Raw genomic sequence first — 20,810 nt, 5'->3', positions numbered from 1 at the left:
CGTCAGCCCGCTGCGGGCAGCTCGCCCAGGATGAGCTTGATCGCCTGATCGGGGTCGCTGTCAGGGCTCAGGGAGCAGGCACCCCGGCCCACCGCGTCGTACGGCTCGCCGTACGACTGCACCCGGGCCGCGCCCCGCTCGAACAGGGTCAGGGCGCCGCGGCCGTTGCCGCGCTGGAGGTGCGTCAGGCCCACGCAGATCTGCGCCAGCCCCTGCCACAGCTCCCGCTCCTCCTCGGGGGCGCACTTCCAGCGGCCCTCGAACACCTCGTGGGCGTTGAACGGCAGGCCCTCGCGCAGGAAGCGGCGGCCGTCGGCCAGCGCCTGCTCGGTCGTGGGGGCGTAGTCGTCGGGCACGCGCGGCATGCCGCCGGACGAGCCGTGCGGCAGCGGCCTGCCGTAGGCGTCGCGCGGCCGGGCGTTGCGCGGCCTGCCCTCGGGATCGCGATCTCTCATCGGTCGGGCTCCGGATCCGACAGCCAGCCGGTCAGCTCGGCGTCGAACAGGTCGGGGGTTTCCTCGTGGGGGAAGTGGCCGGCGCCTTCGAGCAGCCTCCACCGGTAGGGGGCGGCCACGTAGCGGCTCGATCCCTGGGCGGTGCGCGGCAGGAGGCACGTGTCGAGCGCGCCGTGGATCTGCAGGGTGGGCGCCTCGATCTCGGTGCGCATCACCCGGGCGTAGCGCCGCCCGTCGGGGCGTAGCTGCGAGCGGCCGAACCACCGGTGGTACTCCAGCGCGCAGTGGGCGACGGTCGGGATGCCGAACGCCTCGCGGTAGACGCGGGCGGTCTCGGCGTCGGGCCAGCCCGGCCGGGACCACTCGTCGAGCAGCCGCCCGACCATGGCCGCGCTGTTGCGGGTCAGCCGGTGCTCCGGCAGGAAGGGCAGTTGGAAGCCGAGGCGGTGGCTGCTCGCCCGGAGCTGGCCGAGCGGGTCGGTGAGCAGGGCGCCGCGCAGCCGTACGGGATGGGGGGCGGAGACGGTCACCAGGCGGCGCACGCACTTGGCGTCGAGCACGGCCATCGTCCACGCGAGCAGCCCGCCCCAGTCGTGGCCGACCACGACCGCGCCCGTCTCACCCAGCGCCCGGATCAGGCCCGTCGCGTCGGCCGCCAGCGTCGGCAGGTCGTAGCCGCGCGGCGGCTTGTCGCTGCCCCCGTAGCCGCGCAGGTCCACCGCGACCGCCCGGTAGCCGGCCGCCGGCAGCGACCGGAGCTGGTGCCGCCACGTCCACCAGAACTGCGGGAACCCGTGCAGCAACAGCACCAGAGGCCCCTCGCCCGCCTCCACGACGTGGAAGCGCGTGCCGCCCGCGTGGACCTGCCGGTGCTTCCAGGGACCGTCGATGTGGACGGCCGACTCGTCAGGTGCCATCGCGGCTCACCGGCTCCCGGTGCAGCCCCACCTGGCCCGCCGACGGCCCCGTCGCGACCGCCGGTACGGCCGCCTCCTCCTCCGGCGAGGCGATCTCCTTGAGGTCCTTGATCGAGCGGGCGGTCCGCTTCATCCCGGCCAGCCCTTTGAGCCGGCGGACGCCGATGAAGACCAGCAGTGCCGCGACCAGCAGGTAGAAGACGGTCACAATGAGGAAGGACAGCCAGTCGGGCAGCCAGTGGGACAGCGCGTACGCGATCGTGAACGAGGCGAGGATCAGGCACAGGTGCGCCATGAACGCGGCGGCGGCGAACAGCCCGCCGGCCGTGCCCACCCGCTTGGCGTCGAACCTGAACTCGGCCTTGGCCAGCTCGATCTCGGATCGGACCAGGGTCGAGATGTGATTGCTCGCCTGGGCGACCAGCGAGCCCAGGGATTCTTCCTCGGGAGTCTGCGGCATGAACGTCTCCTATCGAGGCCTGGTGGCCGTGTCAAACATCATCCAGCGGTTTGCGCCGGTTGTGGACCCATACGTGCCGCGTGCGGGTCCGTATGGGAAGCGCCGCTCGCGTACCACTATGTGCCCGGCGGTGGCGTCACTCGGCCGGTGCAGCCGGCCGGGTGAACCCGCTGGTGACGGTTCTTACCCAATCGGAGAAGATAACGCCGAGGGCGGGGCGGGGCTTGGGCGGGGCTCTTCCCGGGACGGGCGAAGCCTCTTCCAGGGCCGGGCTCCTCCCGGGGGCGGGCCGGGACGCGGCAAGGGCCGCCGATCGCACGAAATTTCGGGATCAGCGGCCCTTTGGGAGGTTTGCGGCCTTTTGGGCTAGTCCTCAGTCTTGGCGCTGGGCAGCTTCTCGGAGATGAGGTTCATCACCGTGCTGTCGGCCAGGGTGGTGACGTCGCCGATGCTGCGGTTCTCGGCCACGTCACGCAGCAGCCGCCGCATGATCTTGCCGGAGCGGGTCTTCGGCAGCTCCGGCACGACCAGGATCTGACGCGGCTTGGCGATCGGGCCGAGCGTCTTCGACACGTGGGCGCGCAGGTCGGCGGCGATGTCGTCGCCCTCCTCGGCGCCGCCCCGCAGGATCACGAACGACACGATGGCCTGCCCCGTCACCGGGTCGGTCGCGCCCACCACCGCGGCCTCGGCCACCTTCGGGTGACTGACCAGCGCGCTCTCCACCTCGGTGGTGGAGATGTTGTGGCCGGAGACGAGCATGACGTCGTCGACGCGGCCGAGCAGCCACAGGTCGCCGTCCTCGTCCTTCTTCGCGCCGTCGCCGGGGAAGTACATGCCCTCGAACCGGCTCCAGTACGTGTCGATGTAGCGCTGGTCGTCGCCCCAGATCGTGCGCAGCATCGCCGGCCACGGCTCACGGACGACGAGGAACCCGCCGCCGCCGTTCGGGACGCTGTTGCCCTGGTCGTCGACCACGTCCGCGACGATGCCCGGCAGCGGGCGCATCGCGGCCCCCGGCTTGCCGTGGGTCACGCCGGGCAGCGGGCTGATCATGATGGCGCCGGTCTCGGTCTGCCACCAGGTGTCGACCACGGGGCAACGCTCGTGGCCGATGTGCTCGCGGTACCAGACGTACGCCTCGGGGTTGATCGGCTCACCGACGGAGCCGAGGATGCGCAGGCTGGACATGTCGAACTTGGCGGGGATGTCGTCCCCCCACTTCATGAACGTCCGGATGGCCGTCGGCGCGGTGTAGAGCAGCGTGACCTTGTACTTCTGGACGATCTCCCAGAACCGGCCGCGGTGCGGGGTGTCGGGAGTGCCCTCGTAGATCACGCTCGTGGCGCCGTTGGCCAGCGGGCCGTACACGATGTAGGAGTGGCCGGTCACCCAGCCGATGTCGGCGGTGCACCAGTAGATGTCGCTCTCGGGCTTGAGGTCGAACACCGCGTGGTGCGTCCAGGCCGTCTGCGTCAGGTATCCGCCCGTGGTGTGCAGGATGCCCTTCGGCCGTCCGGTCGTGCCGCTGGTGTAGAGGATGTAGAGCGGGTGCTCGGAGTCGTGCGCCTCCGGCGTGTGCTGCTCGCTCTGCCGCTCCACCACGTCGTGCCACCACACGTCGCGCTCGTTGACGGCGACGTCCTGCCCGGTACGGCGTACCACCAGAACATGCTCGACCTGCGGGCACTCGGCGACGGCCTCGTCCACGGTCGGCTTCAGCGCGCTCGGCGCGCCACGGCGGTAGCCGCCGTCGGAGGTGATGACCAGCTTGGCGTCGGCGTCGTCGATGCGGCTCTTCAGCGCGGTGGCGGAGAAGCCGCCGAACACCACCGAGTGGATCGCGCCGATCCGCGCGCACGCGAGCATCGCGATCGGCAGCTCGGGGATCATCGGCATGTAGATGGCCACCCGGTCACCCTTGCCGACGCCCAGCTCCAGCAGCGCGTTGGCCGCCTTGGAGACCTCCCGCTGGAGGTCGGCGTAGGTCAGGACACGGGTGTCGCCCTCGGGCTCGCCCTCCCAGTAGTAGGCGACCTTGTCACCGCGGCCCTCCTCCACGTGACGGTCCACGCAGTTGTAGGCGACGTTCAGCTCACCGCCGATGAACCACTTGGCGAAAGGCGGGTTCCACTCCAGCGTCGTGTCCCAGCGCTTGCCCCAGGCCAGCCTGCCGGCGGCGCCCTCCCAGAAGGCAAGACGGTCGGCGGCGGCCTCGCCGTAGGCCGCCTCGGTCACGTTCGCGGCGGCCGCGAGCTCGGCTGGGGGCGCGAACCGGCGATTCTCCTGGAGGAGGTTCGACAGCGCCTGCGGCTCGGTGCCAGGGGTCTCCGGGGCCACCTCGTGCTCCTTCTATGGCCAGGTTGTTGGGTCGTATCCCACTTCACCAGCTCATAGGGGGCGCACACAAGAGGTCTAGACAGGTCTGTACCTGGCGGCTGGACCGGTCGGCCTTTTATCCAGATTGGCCGGACAAAAGCTATTGAAATGTTGCCGCATCGAAATGGAACAAAGCTGGAACGGGCCAAATGGCGGTGTCGGTGAGGGCTTTATGGGGCCCCGGGGGCGGGGTCGTACGGTCCGGCGCCATGCCGCGCGCCGACCGGGGGCCGCACCGGTCCGACGGTCACTCCGCGCTGCCGCCTCCTTCCGGCGGTCACTCCGCGCTGCCGTTCCCCTTGACTCCGCGACAGCTTCCCTGGCTCCTCGAAACAGGGCAGATGGCCGGTCGGGCCAGTAGTACTCACGGGTAAGGTCTGGTTCCGTGAGTGACCCACTGGCCGTCATCGCGCGGCTCCCCGGCGTCCCTGAGGCGGTGGAGGAGGCTCGGCGGGCCGTCGACCTGCTGTACCGGCACCGTGTCCTGCGACGCGCCAGCCCGGCGGTCTCCGCGGAGTCTTCGCTGCGCGGCGCGCGGGCGTCGGCGGCCATCGAGGGCGTGGACGTACCGCTCGACGCGCTGCGGCGGGACGAGGTGCACGACCCGGTCGTCCAGGGGGCGCTGCGCGCGTCGGCCGAGATGGGCCGCCTCGGCCCCACCTGGCGCAAGGCTCCCCGGCAGGTCCTGGCCCGGCTCCACACGGCGGCCGCCGCCGGCCTGGCCGACCCCGCGCACCTCGGCCGCCCGCGCACGGACTCCCCGGACCAGGAGTCGGAGACCCCCGACCCGCTCGGCCTGGGCCCCGCGCCGGGCGCCAAGGAGACCGGTGCGCGGATGGAGGCCCTGTTCGAGCTGCTGGGGACGCCGACGAAGGCGCCCGCGCTCGTGCTGGCCGCCGTGGTGCACGCCGAGCTCGGGGTCGTGCGGCCGTTCGGTGTCGCGGACGGCGTGGTGGCCCGCGCGGCCGAACGGCTCACGCTGGTGGAGTACGGGCTGGACCCGAAGTCGCTGGCGGCCGTCGAGGTGGGGCACCTGGAGCTGCCGTACGCGGACGGGCTGCGCGCCTACCTGACGGGCACGGGCGAGGGTGTGGCGCAGTGGGTACGACAGTGTGCCTCCGCGGTGACCCTTGGGGTGCGGGAAGCGACCGCCATCTGCGAGGCGCTCCAGCGCGGCTGAGCACGACCGGCGTAATTCCGGACATAGCGGACGGCGTCCCGATATGAGACGCCGTCTGCCGATACGTCACACAGGGTTACCAAGCGTGCACCTCTGTTCGTCGGACGGGTCAAGCCCGCCTCGACGCGCCTCCCGCGGCTGGTCGCGCGTGGGTGCCCTGCTGACGCACCCGGACAAGTGGTCCGTGTCACCTTTGTACGTCGGATTCGCCCTGATGGGAACCCCTTGGAACAAGACCTTTGCCGAGTCGGGGAAGACCTCTCCATGGACGGGCGCACACTGTTCGGTTGCCGCCCCGTGACCATCACTTAGAGTGACGTCCTTTATGTGATCGTTATGCTTGCGGGAAAAAACTTGGCGAAAATGCGAGTTTGCTCCTCGACGTAACTCGAGTTGATCGGGCAGCATACGGTGGTATCGCAGAAACTGGAGTGACTGTGCACGGGATTGCTTTGCGACTCCCTTGCCATGCTCCGGTCATGTGATGAAAGCTTTCTTCTGAAACGGGACCGGCTCTACCCCCCCGGAGCCGGACCGATCAGGCGACCCCCGCTCTCCCCCCCGGCGGGGGTCGCCCCTTTTCCCTCGTCTTCCTCGTCGCCCTCCACCGGCAGCCCGCCTCAACCGTCCGGCTGCCCACTCACGGAGCGCCCGAGACGCCCGCTCACGGAACGCCGGGTCATCGGCTGACGGAGCGCCCGAGACGCCCGCTGCGGAATGCCGGGACAGCCGCTCGCCCCGCTCCGCCCCGGCAGGCCCGCCAGGCTGTCCCGTCCCGGCCGTCCCGCCCTGCCGCACCGCGCCTACCGCGCAGACCCACAGCCGCGCGCCCCTGCCGATCGGCGGCTGCGGCGAAAGTTGTCCACAGCCGCCCCAGTAACCCACCGCCATCCACAGAATCCCGTTCGGTCCAACTAGACACCCACCCACGACAGCAAGGTGGACCTCCCGAGCCCAGGGAGGCCCAGATGCACCGCCCGCTGGTCATCACCGAGGATCACGACCTCCTCGACGACCTCGTCCGCATAGCAGCCGCAGCCGGCGCACAACTGGACGTCGCCCACACCCCCACCCATGCCAGGCCGTTGTGGAACCTCGCCTCGCTGGTGGCTGTCGGAGACGACCTGGCCGACTCGGTGGCCGCGGCCGCGCCCCCCGCCAGAGATCGCGTCCTGCTGGTCGTCCGAGAGCCTGACGACCCGGACAACTGGCGCAAGTGCGTCGCGGTGGGGGCTCAGGCTGTAGTGGCGCTGCCGTCGGGGGAGCGCCGTCTGGTGGAGGAGTTCGCCGACGCCATGGAGCCGGAGCCGCGCGCCGGCATCGTGCTGTGCGTGATCGGCGGCCGGGGAGGGGCCGGTGCGAGTGTCCTGTCCTCCTGCCTGGCGCTCAAAGCCTCCCAGGAGCAGTTGCGCACGCTCCTGATCGACGCCGATCCGCTGGGCGGCGGCATAGACGCCCTGCTCGGCCACGAGGAGTCGGGAGGCGCCCGTTGGGGGGACCTGGTCGCCCGTGAGGGCCGGGTCAGCTCAACGGCCCTCCAGACGGCCCTACCGGCGTTCGGAGAGCTCAGTGTGCTCTCGTTCCCGCGTCACGAGGTGCAGCCCATCCCCGCGCAGGCGATGCGCTCGGTCCTCGAAGCCGGCCACCGAGGCTTCGACCTCGTCGTCGTGGACCTGCCCCGCCACGTCGACCCGGCCGCCGCCGAGGCCCTGGCCAGGGCGAGCACCACGTTCCTGGTGGTCACCGCGGACGTGCGCGGCGTCCTGGCCGCCGCCCAGGTGCTCGCGGAAACCACCCATCACACCGCGGACGTCCGCGCCGTCGTCCGCCCCGGCGTCCTGGACGAGGAGGCCATCACCACCTCACTCCACATCCCCTTGGCCGGGCGACTCCCCGACCAGCCCCGCCTGACCACCACCCTCAACCAAGGCGAGCTCCCGAAGCTCGGTCACCGCACCCCCCTGGGCGCCGCGTGCGCCTCCCTCCTCCGCGACCTCCTCCCCACCTGAGCCGCCCCACCAGAAGCCACCCACCAGGAACGACGAACGGCATAGCCGGCGAGTCCCTCAAGCCCGACCAGAACAGGCACGTCCCACGGCACGCACGTACGACGGCGCGAACATCCGACGGCACACACACGCACACACGCGCGACGGCAAGGCACGTCCGACGGCGCGACGGCACGCACATACGACGGCACGCACATACGACGGCACGGACGTCCGATGGCGCGCACGCATACACGACGGCAACCCCAGGGAGAGAAGATGACCGCCACCAACCCCACCGTGTCCCCCGAACTGGTCGAAGCCGTGCGGGTGCGCCTGGCACGCACAGGCGTCGAGCCCAGCGCCGCGCAGGTCGCCGTGGCTCTCCGGGCGGAGAAGTCCGTGTACGGCGACGCCGAGATCCTGGCGGTGGCCCGCGCCCTCTGCGCGGACCTCATCGGCGCTGGCCCGCTGGAGCCGCTGCTGGCCGAGCCCGACGTCACCGACGTCCTGGTCAACGGCCCGCGAGAGGTGTGGGTCGACGCGGGCCAAGGGCTGCGCCGCACCTCGGTCGCCTTCACCGACGACAGCGCGGTGCGACGGCTGGCCCAGCGGCTGGCCGCCGCGGCGGGCAGGCGACTGGACGACGCCTCGCCGTACGTGGACGCCCGACTCGCCGGAGGCGTCCGCCTGCACGCCGTCCTGCCTCCGGTGGCTCCGGGCGGCACCTGCCTCTCGCTGCGCCTCCCACCCAAACGCACGTTCACGCTGGTGGACCTCGTGGACGCGCGGACCATACCACCCGCGGCGGTCCCGGTGCTGACGTCGATGGTGTCGGGCAGGCTGGCGTTCCTGGTGACGGGCGGGACGGGTACGGGCAAGACCACCCTGCTCTCGGCCCTGCTGTCGCTGGCCGACCCCCGTGAGCGTCTCCTCCTCGTGGAGGACTCGGCCGAGCTGCGCCCCCTGCACCCTCATGTCGTCCGTCTCGAGTCGCGCCCCGCCAACCTGGAGGGAGCAGGAGGCGTCGGACTGCGCGATCTCGTACGGCAAGCGCTGCGCATGCGCCCGGACAGGGTCGTCGTGGGAGAGGTGCGAGGCGCGGAGATGGTCGACCTGCTGGCAGCGCTCAACACGGGTCACGAGGGCGGCTGCGGCACGTTGCACGCCAACACCGCGGCGGACGTGCCGCCACGCCTGGAGGCGCTCGGCTGCGCCGCCGGACTCACCCGGGAGGCCGTGCACAGCCAGCTCGCCGCCGCGCTCGACGTGGTGGTGCACCTGACGCGCGGACGCACGGACGGCCGCCGCCGCGTGGCGGAGATCTGCCTCCTGTCCCGCACTCCGGCGGGCTTCGTGGAAGCGGTCCCGGCTCTGAGCTTCGACGCACACGGCCGCTCCCACTTCGGTCCCGGCTACGACGCCCTCGCAGCAAGAACACCGTCATGAGGCATGCGAGGCATGCGCCCCGGGCACCAGGGCCGGGCGCCGAGCTGCGTCCAGCTCGGCGCCACCAGCAGAAACAGCGATCAACCCCACACGGGACGACAGAACAACGGAGTGACACCGCGGCATGCGACGAGCAGCAGGCAGGAGAAGGCGATGACGGCGTTCACTGCCGCGATGTTCACGACCCTCGCCATCTGGCTGTGGACAGGCCCCGACATCGCGGTGGCACGACTGCGCCGCATGACCTCGCCTGAACGGTCGTTCCCGTGGCAGTCCCTACGACGGCTGGCGGCGCGCCCCAGCCCGGCCCGCCGAGCCGACGCCTGGCGCCGGGTCACGATCGAGCTGTGCCAGTCCCTGACGGCTGAACTCACGGCCGGCCGCACCCCGGGCGAGGCGCTGACGAGAGCCCTCGAAGCCGTGGACTTCCCCGACGCTGACGCCATACGGCCAGTCGCGGCGGCGGCCCGAGACGGCGGGGACGTGTCGAGCGCCCTTGTGGCGGCTGCGCCGACTCAAGGAGGGGAGGGCCTGCGCCGCCTGGCCGCGTGCTGGGAGGTCAGCATGACGGCGGGAGCCGGCCTCGCCGCGCTGGTGGAGCGGGTCGGAGGCACGTTACGCACAGCCCAGGTCCACCGGCAGGACGTCGCCGCCCAGCTCGCCGGCCCGCGTACGACGGCCAGGATGCTCGCCGCCCTCCCGGCCCTCGGCCTCCTCATGGCCGCCGCGCTGGACATGCATCCGCTGGACTTCCTGTTCGGCAGCCTTCCCGGGCTCGCCTGCCTCATGGCGGGCATCGCCCTTGACGCCTGCGGTCTGTGGTGGACCCACCGCATGGCCCTACGAGCCCAGGCTTCATGAAGACCGGTCCGTACCAGTGCGACGCCCGGGCCCCTACATAAATCAGCTCACAGACTGCACGCCATCATCAGAACCATGTAGACACGGCCCGCGCGAGGACGACGGACAGCGCGTCAGCAAGATCGATCACGTACGGAGCATGCACGTGACGCCACGCCAGGACCACCCGACCACGTGACCCGCCTCCGATCTGCGCATGTCTCCCGGAGCGCCCCGACGCCGACGGCCATCCACTCAACCGGACCGCAGAACACGCCACCCCACCCACTCAAGGCAGCCATCCCCCGAACCGACAGCGGACCAACGAATCGGACCAACAAATGCTCGCCCTCCTATCGGCACTCTGTGCCGGCCTCTCCACGTGGCTGTGCATGTCACCGACCACCCCCGCTGCGCGGCTGGCCAAGCTACGCCCCAGGCCCGGCACCTCCACAGCAGCAGCACCGACACCGCCAGATGCAGCCGGAGCACCAAGGCCCCTGAATGCGGACGATCCAGGGACGGACAGAACGCCGACGCCCTCGCCCTCGCAAACGGACGCGCACCACAAACCAGGCCACCATGAAGAGCCCTTCCCAGCCTGGCTGGCCCCGGCCCGAGCAACAGCTCGCCCTCTCGACCGGCGCACCGTGATCACCTCGGCGGCAGCGGGCGGCATCGCCACCCTCATGATCGGTGGCGTCCCAGGAGTCGTGGCAGGCCTGCTCACCATGCCCACGGTGGCCTTCGCGCTGCGAAGAAGGCAGGCCCCGGCCACCCGGCGCATTCGTGAACGGATCATCGCCGACCTGCCGTTCGCCGCCGACCTGATGGCCGCCTGCCTCAGCGCCGGCCGCCCCGTCGGCGCAGCGACCGAGATCGCCGCGAACGCGGTCGCAGGCCCCCTCGGCCAACGCCTCTCCTGGGTCAGCAGCCAGCTCCGCCTCGGCGCCGACCCGGAGCCGACATGGGCTCACCTCGCCAGGGACCCGTCCACGGGCCAACTGGCGCGCGCCATGAGCCGTGCCGCGCAGAGCGGCGCACCGGTCGCGGACGTCCTCATGCGCGTAGCCGACGATGCCCGCGAGGCCGCCCGGGCGACGTCGGTCGCGGCGGCCCGAAGCGTCGGTGTCAAGGCGGTGGCACCACTCGGCCTGTGCTTCCTGCCGGCCTTCGTCCTGCTCGGCATCATCCCCGTGATAGCCGGCCTGGCATCGACCATCGTGCTTCCCTGAACCACCTCACCGCTCCGGCCTTCCCGCTTTCCACGACTTTCCGCACCAGCGGTTTCTTCGTCCCACGGTTCGTCATGCCGGCAGCGCGCCGTTGGAGGCGACTCTCAACGCCGGGTGTGTGGAACGTCCCCACCGTTACGGCGCGGCGTTGCCCAAGAGGGTAGCCAGGCTGTCTCGGGCAGAGTTGCCAGGCTTCCGAAGTAGTCGAGGATCGCCCGAAGTCCAGGGTGTGGATTCGTTCTGGGGAAGATGAGCGATTGCGGATAGGCGATCGTAGGGTTCACGACCGGGATGCGGCGTAGGTCGTAGCTCGTCGGCCAGACGAGGCGGTCTCGGGACCCGACGAGGGTGGCCACGTCCGCGGATTCCGCGAGGGTGTCGAGAAGCGCCTCGACGCCGAAGTTCGGGCCCGCCCCGTCGATGCGGAGGTCGAAGGCAGTGGCGAGCTGGTCGTAGAACTCTGCCCATTCGCTCCGTGGTGCGATACCCGGCACCCAGATCCGATGCTGGCGCAGCTGGGCTGGTGTCAGCGTCCGCGCGGAGGCAAGCGGATGTCTCGGGCCCACGAGGAGCTCCAGAGGGAAGTCGAGTACATGGATCATCTCGACGTCGCTGGGCAGCGTGGCCGGGTCGGTGACGGTGCGGAACGAGGCGTCGATATCGCCCGCTCGGATGGCGGCAACCGCCACGCGTGGGTCGCTGGCCTTCAAGGTCACCACGTCGAGGTCGGTGTCGGGATGCGACCGCCAATAGTCGTGGAGGACGATGGCCTGTCCGCTCCGAAAGCCGAGGACGTCGATCCGCAGAGCCCGTGAGTTCGGCCTGATCGCGGCGATGGCGCGCTCGACATCCGCGACGATGCTCCGTGCGTGCGGGAGGAGCGCCTGGCCGTCCAGCGTCAGTTCGACCCCTCGGGCGGTACGGGTGAACAGGCGGACCTCCAGCTCGCGCTCCAGAGCCGCGATCCGCTTCGAGACGGCCTGCTGTGTCACGCCCAGCTCGTCGGCCACATGTTGAAACTGGCCGAGCTCGGCCGCCCGGACGAACGTTCGCACCGCTTCCGTGTCCATCGCTTCAGCATATTCATGCCCAACCAATAGTTGTGGCTCGCCGAGAGTCGGTTGTTTGATGGCACGCCAAAAGGGCTGGTGTGATTCGGGCAGCCAAACATTCGGTTGTCGCAAAGGAGTCACGTGCGCGTGAAATTGGGGCCCGGCTTCGGGTGGCTGTGGTCGGCCTACGCCGTCAGCACATACGGCACGTGGATCGCTTTCGGGGCCTTCTCGCTCATCGCGGTTCGGGTCCTGCATTCGTCGGCCTTCGCCGTCTCGCTCCTCGACGCCGCCGGACTTGCGGTCGCGGCGATCGTCGCCGTCCCGCTCGGGCCGTGGGTCGAGCATCGGGCCAAGCGCCCGGTGATGATCGGGATGGACCTGGTCCGCTTCCTCGCCATGGCGAGCGTCCCGATCACGTACCTCCTGGGCTTACTGACCTACGGCCAGCTGCTTGTCGTGTCGGTCCTCGCCGGAACCGCGAGCATCGCCGTCACCGCCGCCTCCGGCGCCTACATGAAACACCTCGTCCGCAGCGACCACCTCCTCGTCGCGAACGGCAGATTCGAGGGCACGGCGTGGGTGGCGACCGCGGCGGGACCGCCTCTGGGCGGGGCACTCATCGGGCTTCTCGGCCCGATGATCACGGTCGCGGCGGACGCCTTCAGCTACCTGCTGTCCGCGCTCGGAGTGCTCCGCATCCGTGGAGGCGACGTCGCGGCACCTCGCGACCCGGCCACCAGGTTGCGTGGAGCCGACCTTCTCAACGGCTGGCGGTTCATCCTCCACGACCGCGTACTGCGAGGTCTGTTCTTCAACTCCGCGACCGTCGGCGGTCTGATCATGGCCACCGTCCCGCTCCTGTCCATCCTCCTGCTGGGCCAGTACCACTTCCCGGCCTGGCAATACGGCCTCGCCTTCGGGGTCCCCGCCATCGGCGGCTTCGTCGGCGCCCGCCTCTCCGCGCGCCTCGTCGCCCGCCACGGCCGGCACCGGGTCATGATCGTCTCCGGCTGGCTGCGATCTCTCTTCCCGCTCGGCCTCGCCCTCACCCAACCGGGCATCCCCGGACTTCTCACGGTCATCGTCGTCGAGGGCCTGCTGATCACCTGCATGGGCGTCTTCAACCCCATCTACGCGACAGAACGTCTACAACGCACTCCTGTTGATCACACCGCGCAAGTGCTCACCGCATGGAGCATCAGCAGCAAACTCGCTCAGGCCGCCCTCATGGCGATCTGGGGCGTCCTCGCGACACTCACCAGCCCGCTCACCGCGATCACCATCTCCGGCGTTCTCCTGCTTGCCACCCCGCTCTTGCTGCCCAAGGGAACACACATGCCTGAACCCGCGGTTGCCGCGCCGGCCGAGGACGTCCGGTCGGCATGACGCATCACAACGCCCCGCCCAGCCCCGGAGGACGACGTCGGCCGGTCGAGAGACGTCGCACCCGCCCGCAGCAGGAGATGGGCACCTCGCATCACCGCTTCCAAGTGACTGAATCGCTACCGCCGCCATGGCGAGCTCGGGCTGCTCGATCGCTCTTGGTCAGACCCAGGCCCGGGTGCCACCGGCCGGGTCGTCCCGAGGCCGTGATCACTTCCACTATGGTTCGCACGGTTCTGAACCTGCCCTCCTGACACGATCCGCGGCAGACACGCCCCTCGTCTTCGCCGATCTGCCGCACGTGCACTTGCCCGGCTATGCCGAACGGCCTGCCGCGAACGCGCCGGCCGGGAACGGATCACGACCGGCGCGGTCGAGGACTACAGCGGACTACAGAGGACTTGGCGGGTATCAGCCGAGATGCCGAGCGAAGAAGCGCAGCGAGCTGTCCGTCTCGAACCATGGCAGATCTCCGTGATTGCCCGGGTTGGCGTGCAGCGTCTTCTCGGCTGAACCGAAAGCGTCGAACAACGCCAGGCTCTGGGCCCGCAGTACAAGCGCATCGTCCCACTGGACGAGAAACTGCATCGGCACGGTGACCCGCGAGGCGGTCCCGGCCAGCTCGGGCGACCCGAGCAGGCCCAGTACCGCGGCGCGGACCCGGGGTTCTGCGGCGACGAGCGGGACACCGAGCCCGCAGCCCATCGACATGCCCCAATAGCCCACCGGGCCCTCGCCGACATGGTCGAGTGCTTGGAGCGCGGTCAGGACCGCCTGCCATTCCGCGACGGTCTGCCCGGCCAGGAGAGTGTGCATGGCGACCACCAGCGCGGCCGTGTCCTCTCCGGCGGCCATACGGGCCCGGTTCTCGGTTGCGATCCGGGTGAATTCCTCGTCCTTCGGCCGCTCACCGTGATGGGGTACGTCGATCGCGGCGACCGCGAAACCGCCCTCAGCGACGAAGTGGTGCGCGCGGGCAAGGACGCCGGGGGCCTTCTTGTGTTGCCCGCCGCCGTGTCCCATCAGGATCAGGGGCCGAGGGCCGAGGGCGTCTTCCGGCGTCCACAGCACACCGGGGATCTCGCCGAGGGTGAAGAGCTGTTCTGTGACGCCGTCCGACGACGTCTGGGAAGTGAAGCGCAAAGCGTTGCAAGCCTTTCGGGATGCCTCCTGCGGGCGCTCCCTAGACCCTGCAAGGGAGGGAGCCCCGACCTGTCACAGCGTTGATCGGTCTCACCTCCTCAGGTTCGCAGCGGTGCACGTCGCCGCAGAACGTATCACGAAGGGCATCACTCGCGTCACGTCAGGGACGCGCCACCAAGTGCGCATGTCGCAGCGACCTTCAGAGTTCTGAGCGGCCCCAGGCCGGTGCCATCACCCGTCTCCTCCCAAAGGAGTCACGGGCCCACTCCACAACCCTGCATCCCCGGCCCCACCACAGCGTCCTCACTCCGGCCTCAACTGCGCAGATCGTTCAGATCTCCCCGCCCGCAATCGGCACGCATCCACAGGGAACCCCGCCCACTCCGCCCTATCCACAGAACGCCATTCGGCGCAACGGCCACCCGTCCCTCCCCGCGACGCTTGGTCCGCAACGCCGGATCGCCCCGGCACCGAGCCACCTGGAGGCATGATGCGCGACCCCATTACCTTCCGAGAGACCACCGTCACGGCGACCGCGGAATCCCCCACCACTCCTCCGGCGGGCGCGGAAGAGCGCCGCCGTGCCGGGCGGTGGATCGCCACGTGGGCGCGCTACGCGGTGGCCAACCGCGACCGAGGCATGTCCACAGCCGAATACGCCGTTGGCACCATCGCGGCCTGCGCTTTCGCGGCGTTGCTGTTCAAGGTGGTGAGCAGCCCGGAGGTCCAGGAGATGCTCAAGGCACTCATCGACCGCGCCCTCAAGACCACCACATGACCTTGACCCGGAGGTCCACCGCGTGGCGTGCCGGGCCATCAGGGTCCAGAGGTTCGGTGACCGCCGAGACGGCCGCCGTCCTCCCCGCTCTGATGGTCGTGCTGGCCGCCGCTCTGTGGACTGTCCAGGCCGTCGGAGCCCAGCTCGAATGCGTGGACGCGGCCCGCGTGGGAGCGCGGGCCGCCGCCCGCGGGGAGCCCTTGGACCAGGTACGCGAAGTGGTCAGGTCGGCGACTCGGTCGGACGCCCAGGTGGAGGTGAGCCGAGGCCCGGAACGTACACACGTGAAGGTCGCGGTGGATGTGCGGCCGGCGTGGGGTGCGGCCTTCCCCGCGATACGTGTGTCGGCCTCCGCCTCGGCTGCCACCGAGAGCTGAAACCAGCGAGCCGGCACAAGCCGGCATTCCAGAAGCCGGGCAAAGCAACCGCACACCTCCCTGCCCCGACACATAACCGAGACCGGCACATTGCCACCACCGCGAAAAAGCGAGTCCGCGAGGAGGGCGAAGCACCTGAACAACGCGAAGCGCGCGGAGATGGCGGAGCACGCGAAGAACGCGAAGCACGGGAACAACGCGAAGAACACGGAGATGGCACATGAGGTGAATGAGGTGGATGGCGTGAACGACCCCGATGACACGAAGGGCGCGAAGCACGCGAAGAACAGGCGAGAAGCAGGAGACGACCGGCGAACACGCATCGGCCCTACAGAGGCTGGAGACCGGAGATCCACGAGCGCAAGCCATCGACACCAGCACCTCACCGAGAGACCAGTGTCCGACGTAGCCGACATGACCGGCGTAACAGACGCAACTGAGAGACGTAATCGAGAAGGGTCTGACGTGTCGTCCACCGTTCTTCCAGACCGACGCCCTCAAGGACGCGACCGGGGCTCGGCGACCTTGTGGGGCATCGCGCTCATGGGGATCTTGATGGTGGTCGCCGTGGCGCTGGCCACCGTGGCGTCCGCGCGAGTGGCCCGTCACCGCGTCAACGCCGCGGCGGACCTGAGTGCTCTGGCGGCGGCACGGCTGGCGATCACGGACCCGGACGAGGCGTGCCGAGTAGCGGCCGCCGTGGCAGCAGAGAACGGCACGAAGCTAGTCAGATGCCAAGTGAGCGACGAGATCGCCGACGTCTGGACATCCCTTGCGGCCCGGTACCCGTTCGCGGGAAGCCGATCACTGACGGGTCGCTCCCGTGCGGGCCCGCGACCTGCCGGCCAGCCCGTTGACCAGGCCTCAGGCGATGACTGGGACGGTTCATCCCCAGCCAGGTGAGCGCGACGAACCCTGATCGGATCTCCGGCCGACCTCCACGCCCCGGACCCTCGCGATCAAGAGGAACATCGGCACGATCAGTGACTTCACGAAGACCCACCACCAGTGACTTCACGAAGACTCATCACCGGTATCACGCATCAGAACCCCCCGCGCGGACCGCTTCCGGCCGCCCGTGTCGAACAACCCCGTGGTCAGTTCGGCGACGTGCCCAGGAGGGTGTCGAGGAGGCGGATGGCGCCGCGCTTGTCCAGGGGTTCGTTGCCGTTGCCGCACTTGGGGGACTGGATGCACGAGGGACAGCCGCGTTCGCATTCGCAGGAGGCGATCGCCTCACGCGTCGCCGTCAGCCAGTCGGCTGCCCGGGAGTACCCGCGCTCGGCAAAGCCCGCGCCTCCTTCGTGGCCGTCGTACACGAACACGGTCAGCAGGCCCGTGTCGGGGTGCAGCTCGGTGGAGACGCCGCCGATGTCCCAGCGGTCGCAGGTGGCGAACAGGGGCAGCAGTCCGATGGAGGCGTGCTCAGCGGCGTGGGCGGCGCCGCCGAGGTCGATGCCGTCCTCGGCCAGCCGTACCAGCTCCGAGCCGGGGAGCGTCCACCACACCGCCCTGGTGCGGAGGGTGCGCGGCGGGAGGTCGAGGGGCTCGTCGCCGAGCATCTCGCCGGACTGGAGACGTCGTTTGAGGTACGAGACGACCTGCCGGGTCACCTCGACCTCGCCGAAGTGGAGTTCGCCCCGTCCCAGGGCGTGCGAGCGAAGGGAGGACAGTACGGAGATCTCGGTGACATCCCGGGCGAACGTTGTGTAGTCCGGCTCGCTGCTGCTGACCAGAGCCACCCCGGCTTCGAGGTCGAGCAGTTCGACCAGGAACGTCTCGCCCTGGTGCAGATACACCGCGCCCGTGTGAACGGTGGTGTGCGCCGACGGCTCGTCCACGCTGCCGAGGAGGCGGCCGGTGGACGACTCGACCACCTGGATCGGGGCGCCGCCCGAGCCTCTGATGTCGGCCAGGTCGGTTGCCCTCTCGCGCCGGGTCCAGAACCACCCGGTGGGGCGCCGCCGCAGGAGGCCCTGGGTCACCAGGTCGTCGAGGAGTTCCGGCGCTGTGGGACCGAAGATCGGCAGGTCGTCCTCGCTCAGCGGGATCTCCGCGGCCGCGGCGCAGAGATGCGGGCCGAGGACGTACGGGTTGTCGGGGTCGAGCACGATCGCCTCGACGGGCCGGCCGAAGAGCGCGTCCGGATGGTGCACCAGGTACGTGTCGAGCGGGTCGTCCCGGGCGATGAGGACGGCCAGCGCGTCCTGGCCGTCGCGTCCGGCTCGGCCCGCCTGCTGCCAGAGGGAGGCGCGGGTACCGGGCCAGCCGGCGATCAGTACGGCATCCAGCCCGGAGACGTCGACGCCGAGTTCGAGGGCGTTCGTGGTGGCCAGACCCATGAGGGAGCCCGAGCGGAGCGCCTTCTCCAGCTGGCGACGGTCCTCGGCGAGGTAGCCGGCCCGGTAGGCGGCCACCTTGTCCGGGAGACCGGCCGAGTCGGACGCGTCGTCGGGGAGCGGCCAGGAACCCGGCGGGAGGGAGGTGGGGGCATCCGCGGGGTCTTGCTGGTCGGGGAGCTCGTTGTGCAGGTGGCGAGGGCTCACGGGGTGGTGGCTGGCTGGGAGGTCACCCTGCGCGGTCATGGGATGCGGGGTGTCGGGGTGGACGTGCTGCCAGGTGGTGGTGGGTTGCCGGGTATCGGGGCGGAGGTGCCACTGAGCGGGCGTGGGATGCGGTCTGTCGGACTGGATGTGGTGCGGGGCGGGCGTGGGTTGCTGACTGTCGGGCTGGATGTGCTGCTGGGTGGTGTTGGGTTGATGGGTGTCGGGATGAATGTTCTGTTGCGTGGAGGTGGACTGCTGGCCATCGGGGTGCAGGTGCCGCTGAGTGTCGGTTCGCTGCTGGGAGTTGGGGTGCTGGTGTGGCTCAACGGGAGCCGGGAGTTGGGCGTCGGTGTGGTCGGTGTGGTCGGTGGGGTACACGGTTGAGGGGCGGGGGCGGTGGGCGTGGGCGGAGAGGGAGAAGGCGACGTCGGCGAGCTTGGCGCGGGCCGTCAGCGCGACCGTCTCAGCGCCGCGCCGCGAGCGGACGAAGGCCAGTGTCCGGACGTCGGCCAGGACCAGGTCGGCCAGCAGGTCGGCAGTCTCGGCCGTCGCCGTGCGCCGCACCGGAGCGCCGCCCTCGCCGCGCAGCTCCGTCAGCGGCGGCTCCCACAGGGCGAACGTGGTCGCGCCCTTGGGGGAGGCGTCCTCGGTCACCTCGTCCATCTCCAGCCCCGTCAGCCGTCTGGCGAACGTCCCCGGCTCGCTGGCCGTCGCCGAGGCCAGCAGGAACACCGGGTGCGACCCGTACCGGGCGCAGACGCGCCGCAGGCGGCGCAGGATCTGGGCCACGTGCGAGCCGAACACCCCCCGATAGCCGTGGCACTCGTCCACCACCACGAGGCGGAGCCGGCGGAAGAACGAGGACCACTGGGCGTGCCGAGGAAGGATGCTGCGATGCAGCATGTCCGGGTTCGTCAGGACATAGTTCGCGTGCTGGCGCACCCATGTCCGTTCCTCGAACGGAGTGTCACCGTCGAACGTCGCCGCGCGCACCTGCGCGATGTGCAGCTCCCGCAGCCCGCGGAGCTGGTCGGCGGCCAGGGCCTTGGTCGGCGTCAGATACAGGACCGTGCCTCCGTCGAGACAGGAGGCGACCGCCGGGGCCAGGTACGCCAGCGACTTGCCCGAGGCCGTACCCGTGGAAATGATCACGTTTCGGCCACGATAGGCCAGGTCGGCGGCTTCGTACTGATGGGGCCACATGCCGGTGATGCCGCGGTTCGCCAAGCGCGTAACCAGGAGTTCCGGCGCCCATTTCGGCCATCTGGCTTGACCGGCCTGACGTGCTGGAACATGCTCCACATGGGTGACGCGCTCGTGACGTGCGGGAACGCCGAGCAGGTGCCGCAGGAGTGGACCTGGCCGGTGTGGGGAGGAAGCGGTGGAAGTCACTGTTTCCAGTCTGCATCCGTGGGCAAAGTCGTCGGGAATCGTGATTTCGTGTAGACACAAGCGAGACGCATGGTTGAATGCCGCGCGTCAGGGTCGGTCGGCCGGGCGGCTAAGCTCCGGACGACCAGGCTCATAAGGGTACTTTCGCAGGCGAGGCGCTGGAGGATCTGTGGATCTGAAGTTGGATCACCGCACCGAAGACGGACTCACCATCGTTGAGGTCGAGGGTGAGATCGATGTCTACACCGCGCCGAGATTGCGTGAGCTCCTCATCGATCTGGTGAACAAGGGTAACTTCCACCTTCTCGTGAACATGGAGAAGGTTGACTTCCTGGACTCGACCGGCCTTGGTGTGCTGGTCGGGGGGCTCAAGCGGGTTCGGGCGCACGACGGCTCGTTGGAGCTGGTCTGCACGCAGGAGCGCATTCTCAAGATCTTCCGGATCACCGGTCTGACCAAGGTCTTCGGGATCTACGCTTCTGTCGACGAAGCCAAGGAAGCTCACGGCAAAGACAAGTAGATGGCCACTGTCGAGCTGACGTTCAGTGCCCTCCCCGCACACGTGCGGACCGCCCGGCTGGTGGCCACGGCGATCGCCCGGCGCACCGGCGTGGAGGAGTCGCTCCTGGACGAGGTCAGGCTCGCCGTGGGTGAAGCGTGCTCTCGGGCGGTGGAGGCCCATCGTGCCCACTGCCCGGGCGAGCCCATCCGCATCGAGCTACGTGACGACTCCGGACGTTTCGAGGTAACAGTAAGCGACCAGGCCCCCAGCGACGAGATCAAGCCGGAGCAACCCCTGGATCTGGGGATGCTCTCCGACCCGTTCACGACGGGTTTCGGCATCGCGGTCATCGCGGGCCTGGCCGACGATGTCGAGGTCTTTCCCAGTCCCAAGGGCATGCGCATCCGCATGAGCTGGCCCGCCGCCCCCAACGGCCGCCTTCCCGTGTAGATCCCCTTTCTGTTCTGGCGCTTGCGCGGCTCCCGGCGCGTGCGCGGCGACCCGTTGACGACGGCCGCCAAGCACGTCCGGGGCGCGTGGTGAGTGTCGCGCCGCTGGGTGTTTGGTGCCGTCCGTGGCTGTGCGTGCGTTTCCGCGTGACATCCATCCTTTACGGCAAGGCACGGTGGGCCCCACCCGCCGACCGGGGCCGGCCTCTGTCCAGGGGCACGCTCCTCCAGCGGCGCAGGCCGACCGCCGCGACGCGCGCACCGAACCCGAGGCTTCGATGT

Annotated in this window: 18 protein-coding genes; 11 read left to right on the top strand and 7 right to left on the bottom strand. The window is 69.9% G+C overall.

Annotated elements, in window-relative coordinates:
• Positions 1-2: 2 nt before the first annotated feature.
• The 4 genes from AB0H64_RS09405 to acs all read right to left on the bottom strand — a co-directional run bounded on the left by AB0H64_RS09405 (position 3) and on the right by acs (position 4,172).
• The gene (locus AB0H64_RS09405; RefSeq protein WP_357622068.1) at positions 3-455 is read right to left on the bottom strand and encodes a DUF309 domain-containing protein; all 453 of its coding nucleotides are present in this window, start codon (positions 453-455) and stop codon (positions 3-5) included.
• The gene (locus AB0H64_RS09400) at positions 452-1,372 is read right to left on the bottom strand and encodes an alpha/beta hydrolase (protein WP_357622065.1); all 921 of its coding nucleotides are present in this window, start codon (positions 1,370-1,372) and stop codon (positions 452-454) included. The genes AB0H64_RS09405 and AB0H64_RS09400 overlap by 4 nt, the downstream gene beginning before the upstream one ends.
• Positions 1,362-1,832, bottom strand: coding sequence for a phage holin family protein (locus AB0H64_RS09395; RefSeq protein ID WP_357622062.1), 471 nt, complete (start codon positions 1,830-1,832; stop codon positions 1,362-1,364). Before AB0H64_RS09395 ends, AB0H64_RS09400 begins: the two co-directional genes overlap by 11 nt.
• Positions 1,833-2,198: 366 nt before the next feature.
• On the bottom strand, positions 2,199-4,172 hold the full coding sequence (gene acs, locus AB0H64_RS09390; protein WP_357622059.1) for an acetate--CoA ligase: 1,974 nt from the start codon (positions 4,170-4,172) through the stop codon (positions 2,199-2,201).
• 424 nt (positions 4,173-4,596) lie between these two features.
• Between acs and AB0H64_RS09385 the strand changes: the two genes are divergently transcribed.
• From AB0H64_RS09385 to AB0H64_RS09365, 5 genes are all read left to right on the top strand, one after another.
• A complete protein-coding gene (locus AB0H64_RS09385; RefSeq protein WP_357622056.1) occupies positions 4,597-5,391 on the top strand; it encodes an oxidoreductase in 795 nt (264 codons plus the stop codon).
• Positions 5,392-6,359: 968 nt separating this feature from the next.
• On the top strand, positions 6,360-7,400 hold the full coding sequence (ssd, locus tag AB0H64_RS09380) for a septum site-determining protein Ssd (protein WP_357622053.1): 1,041 nt from the start codon (positions 6,360-6,362) through the stop codon (positions 7,398-7,400).
• A 258-nt stretch (positions 7,401-7,658) separates the two neighbouring features.
• On the top strand, positions 7,659-8,828 hold the full coding sequence (locus tag AB0H64_RS09375) for a TadA family conjugal transfer-associated ATPase (RefSeq protein WP_357622050.1): 1,170 nt from the start codon (positions 7,659-7,661) through the stop codon (positions 8,826-8,828).
• Between the two features lie 153 nt (positions 8,829-8,981).
• Positions 8,982-9,689 carry a type II secretion system F family protein gene (locus tag AB0H64_RS09370; protein ID WP_357622047.1) on the top strand — a complete coding sequence of 236 codons (708 nt, stop codon included), beginning with the start codon at positions 8,982-8,984 and terminating at the stop codon, positions 9,687-9,689.
• 692 nt (positions 9,690-10,381) lie between these two features.
• On the top strand, positions 10,382-10,903 hold the full coding sequence (locus tag AB0H64_RS09365) for a type II secretion system F family protein (protein ID WP_357622044.1): 522 nt from the start codon (positions 10,382-10,384) through the stop codon (positions 10,901-10,903).
• 104 nt (positions 10,904-11,007) lie between these two features.
• Here the strand turns inward: AB0H64_RS09365 and AB0H64_RS09360 are convergent, their stop codons facing one another.
• Positions 11,008-11,973 carry a LysR family transcriptional regulator gene (locus AB0H64_RS09360; protein ID WP_357622041.1) on the bottom strand — a complete coding sequence of 322 codons (966 nt, stop codon included), beginning with the start codon at positions 11,971-11,973 and terminating at the stop codon, positions 11,008-11,010.
• 123 nt (positions 11,974-12,096) lie between these two features.
• Between AB0H64_RS09360 and AB0H64_RS09355 the strand changes: the two genes are divergently transcribed.
• Positions 12,097-13,344, top strand: coding sequence for an MFS transporter (locus AB0H64_RS09355; RefSeq protein ID WP_357622038.1), 1,248 nt, complete (start codon positions 12,097-12,099; stop codon positions 13,342-13,344).
• A 408-nt stretch (positions 13,345-13,752) separates the two neighbouring features.
• Here the strand turns inward: AB0H64_RS09355 and AB0H64_RS09350 are convergent, their stop codons facing one another.
• Positions 13,753-14,484: an alpha/beta hydrolase gene (locus AB0H64_RS09350; protein WP_357622035.1), complete on the bottom strand. Its 732-nt coding sequence runs from the start codon at positions 14,482-14,484 to the stop codon at positions 13,753-13,755.
• 487 nt (positions 14,485-14,971) lie between these two features.
• Between AB0H64_RS09350 and AB0H64_RS09345 the strand changes: the two genes are divergently transcribed.
• From AB0H64_RS09345 to AB0H64_RS09335, 3 genes are all read left to right on the top strand, one after another.
• Positions 14,972-15,262: a DUF4244 domain-containing protein gene (locus tag AB0H64_RS09345; RefSeq protein WP_357622032.1), complete on the top strand. Its 291-nt coding sequence runs from the start codon at positions 14,972-14,974 to the stop codon at positions 15,260-15,262.
• A gap of 56 nt (positions 15,263-15,318) precedes the next feature.
• Positions 15,319-15,639 carry a TadE family type IV pilus minor pilin gene (locus AB0H64_RS09340; protein ID WP_357622029.1) on the top strand — a complete coding sequence of 107 codons (321 nt, stop codon included), beginning with the start codon at positions 15,319-15,321 and terminating at the stop codon, positions 15,637-15,639.
• A gap of 159 nt (positions 15,640-15,798) precedes the next feature.
• Entirely contained in the window at positions 15,799-16,542 is a 744-nt protein-coding gene (locus AB0H64_RS09335; RefSeq protein WP_357622026.1) for an Rv3654c family TadE-like protein, read from the top strand.
• A 194-nt stretch (positions 16,543-16,736) separates the two neighbouring features.
• Here AB0H64_RS09335 and AB0H64_RS09330 read toward each other — a convergent pair whose 3' ends face one another.
• Entirely contained in the window at positions 16,737-19,337 is a 2,601-nt protein-coding gene (locus AB0H64_RS09330; RefSeq protein ID WP_357622024.1) for a DEAD/DEAH box helicase, read from the bottom strand.
• 409 nt (positions 19,338-19,746) lie between these two features.
• Here AB0H64_RS09330 and AB0H64_RS09325 point away from each other — a divergent pair, with 409 nt between their 5' ends.
• Both AB0H64_RS09325 and AB0H64_RS09320 read left to right on the top strand, forming a co-directional pair.
• A complete protein-coding gene (locus AB0H64_RS09325) occupies positions 19,747-20,097 on the top strand; it encodes an STAS domain-containing protein (RefSeq protein ID WP_101786510.1) in 351 nt (116 codons plus the stop codon).
• Entirely contained in the window at positions 20,098-20,529 is a 432-nt protein-coding gene (locus tag AB0H64_RS09320) for an ATP-binding protein (protein ID WP_357622020.1), read from the top strand.
• Positions 20,530-20,810 lie beyond the last annotated feature (281 nt).

The sequence above is a fragment of the Nonomuraea sp. NPDC050733 genome, from assembly GCF_040654215.1.
Taxonomy (GTDB): Bacteria; Actinomycetota; Actinomycetes; order Streptosporangiales; family Streptosporangiaceae; genus Nonomuraea.
The sequence above is the reverse complement of the archived record's forward strand: the minus strand, read 5'-3'. Positions and strand labels throughout refer to the sequence as shown.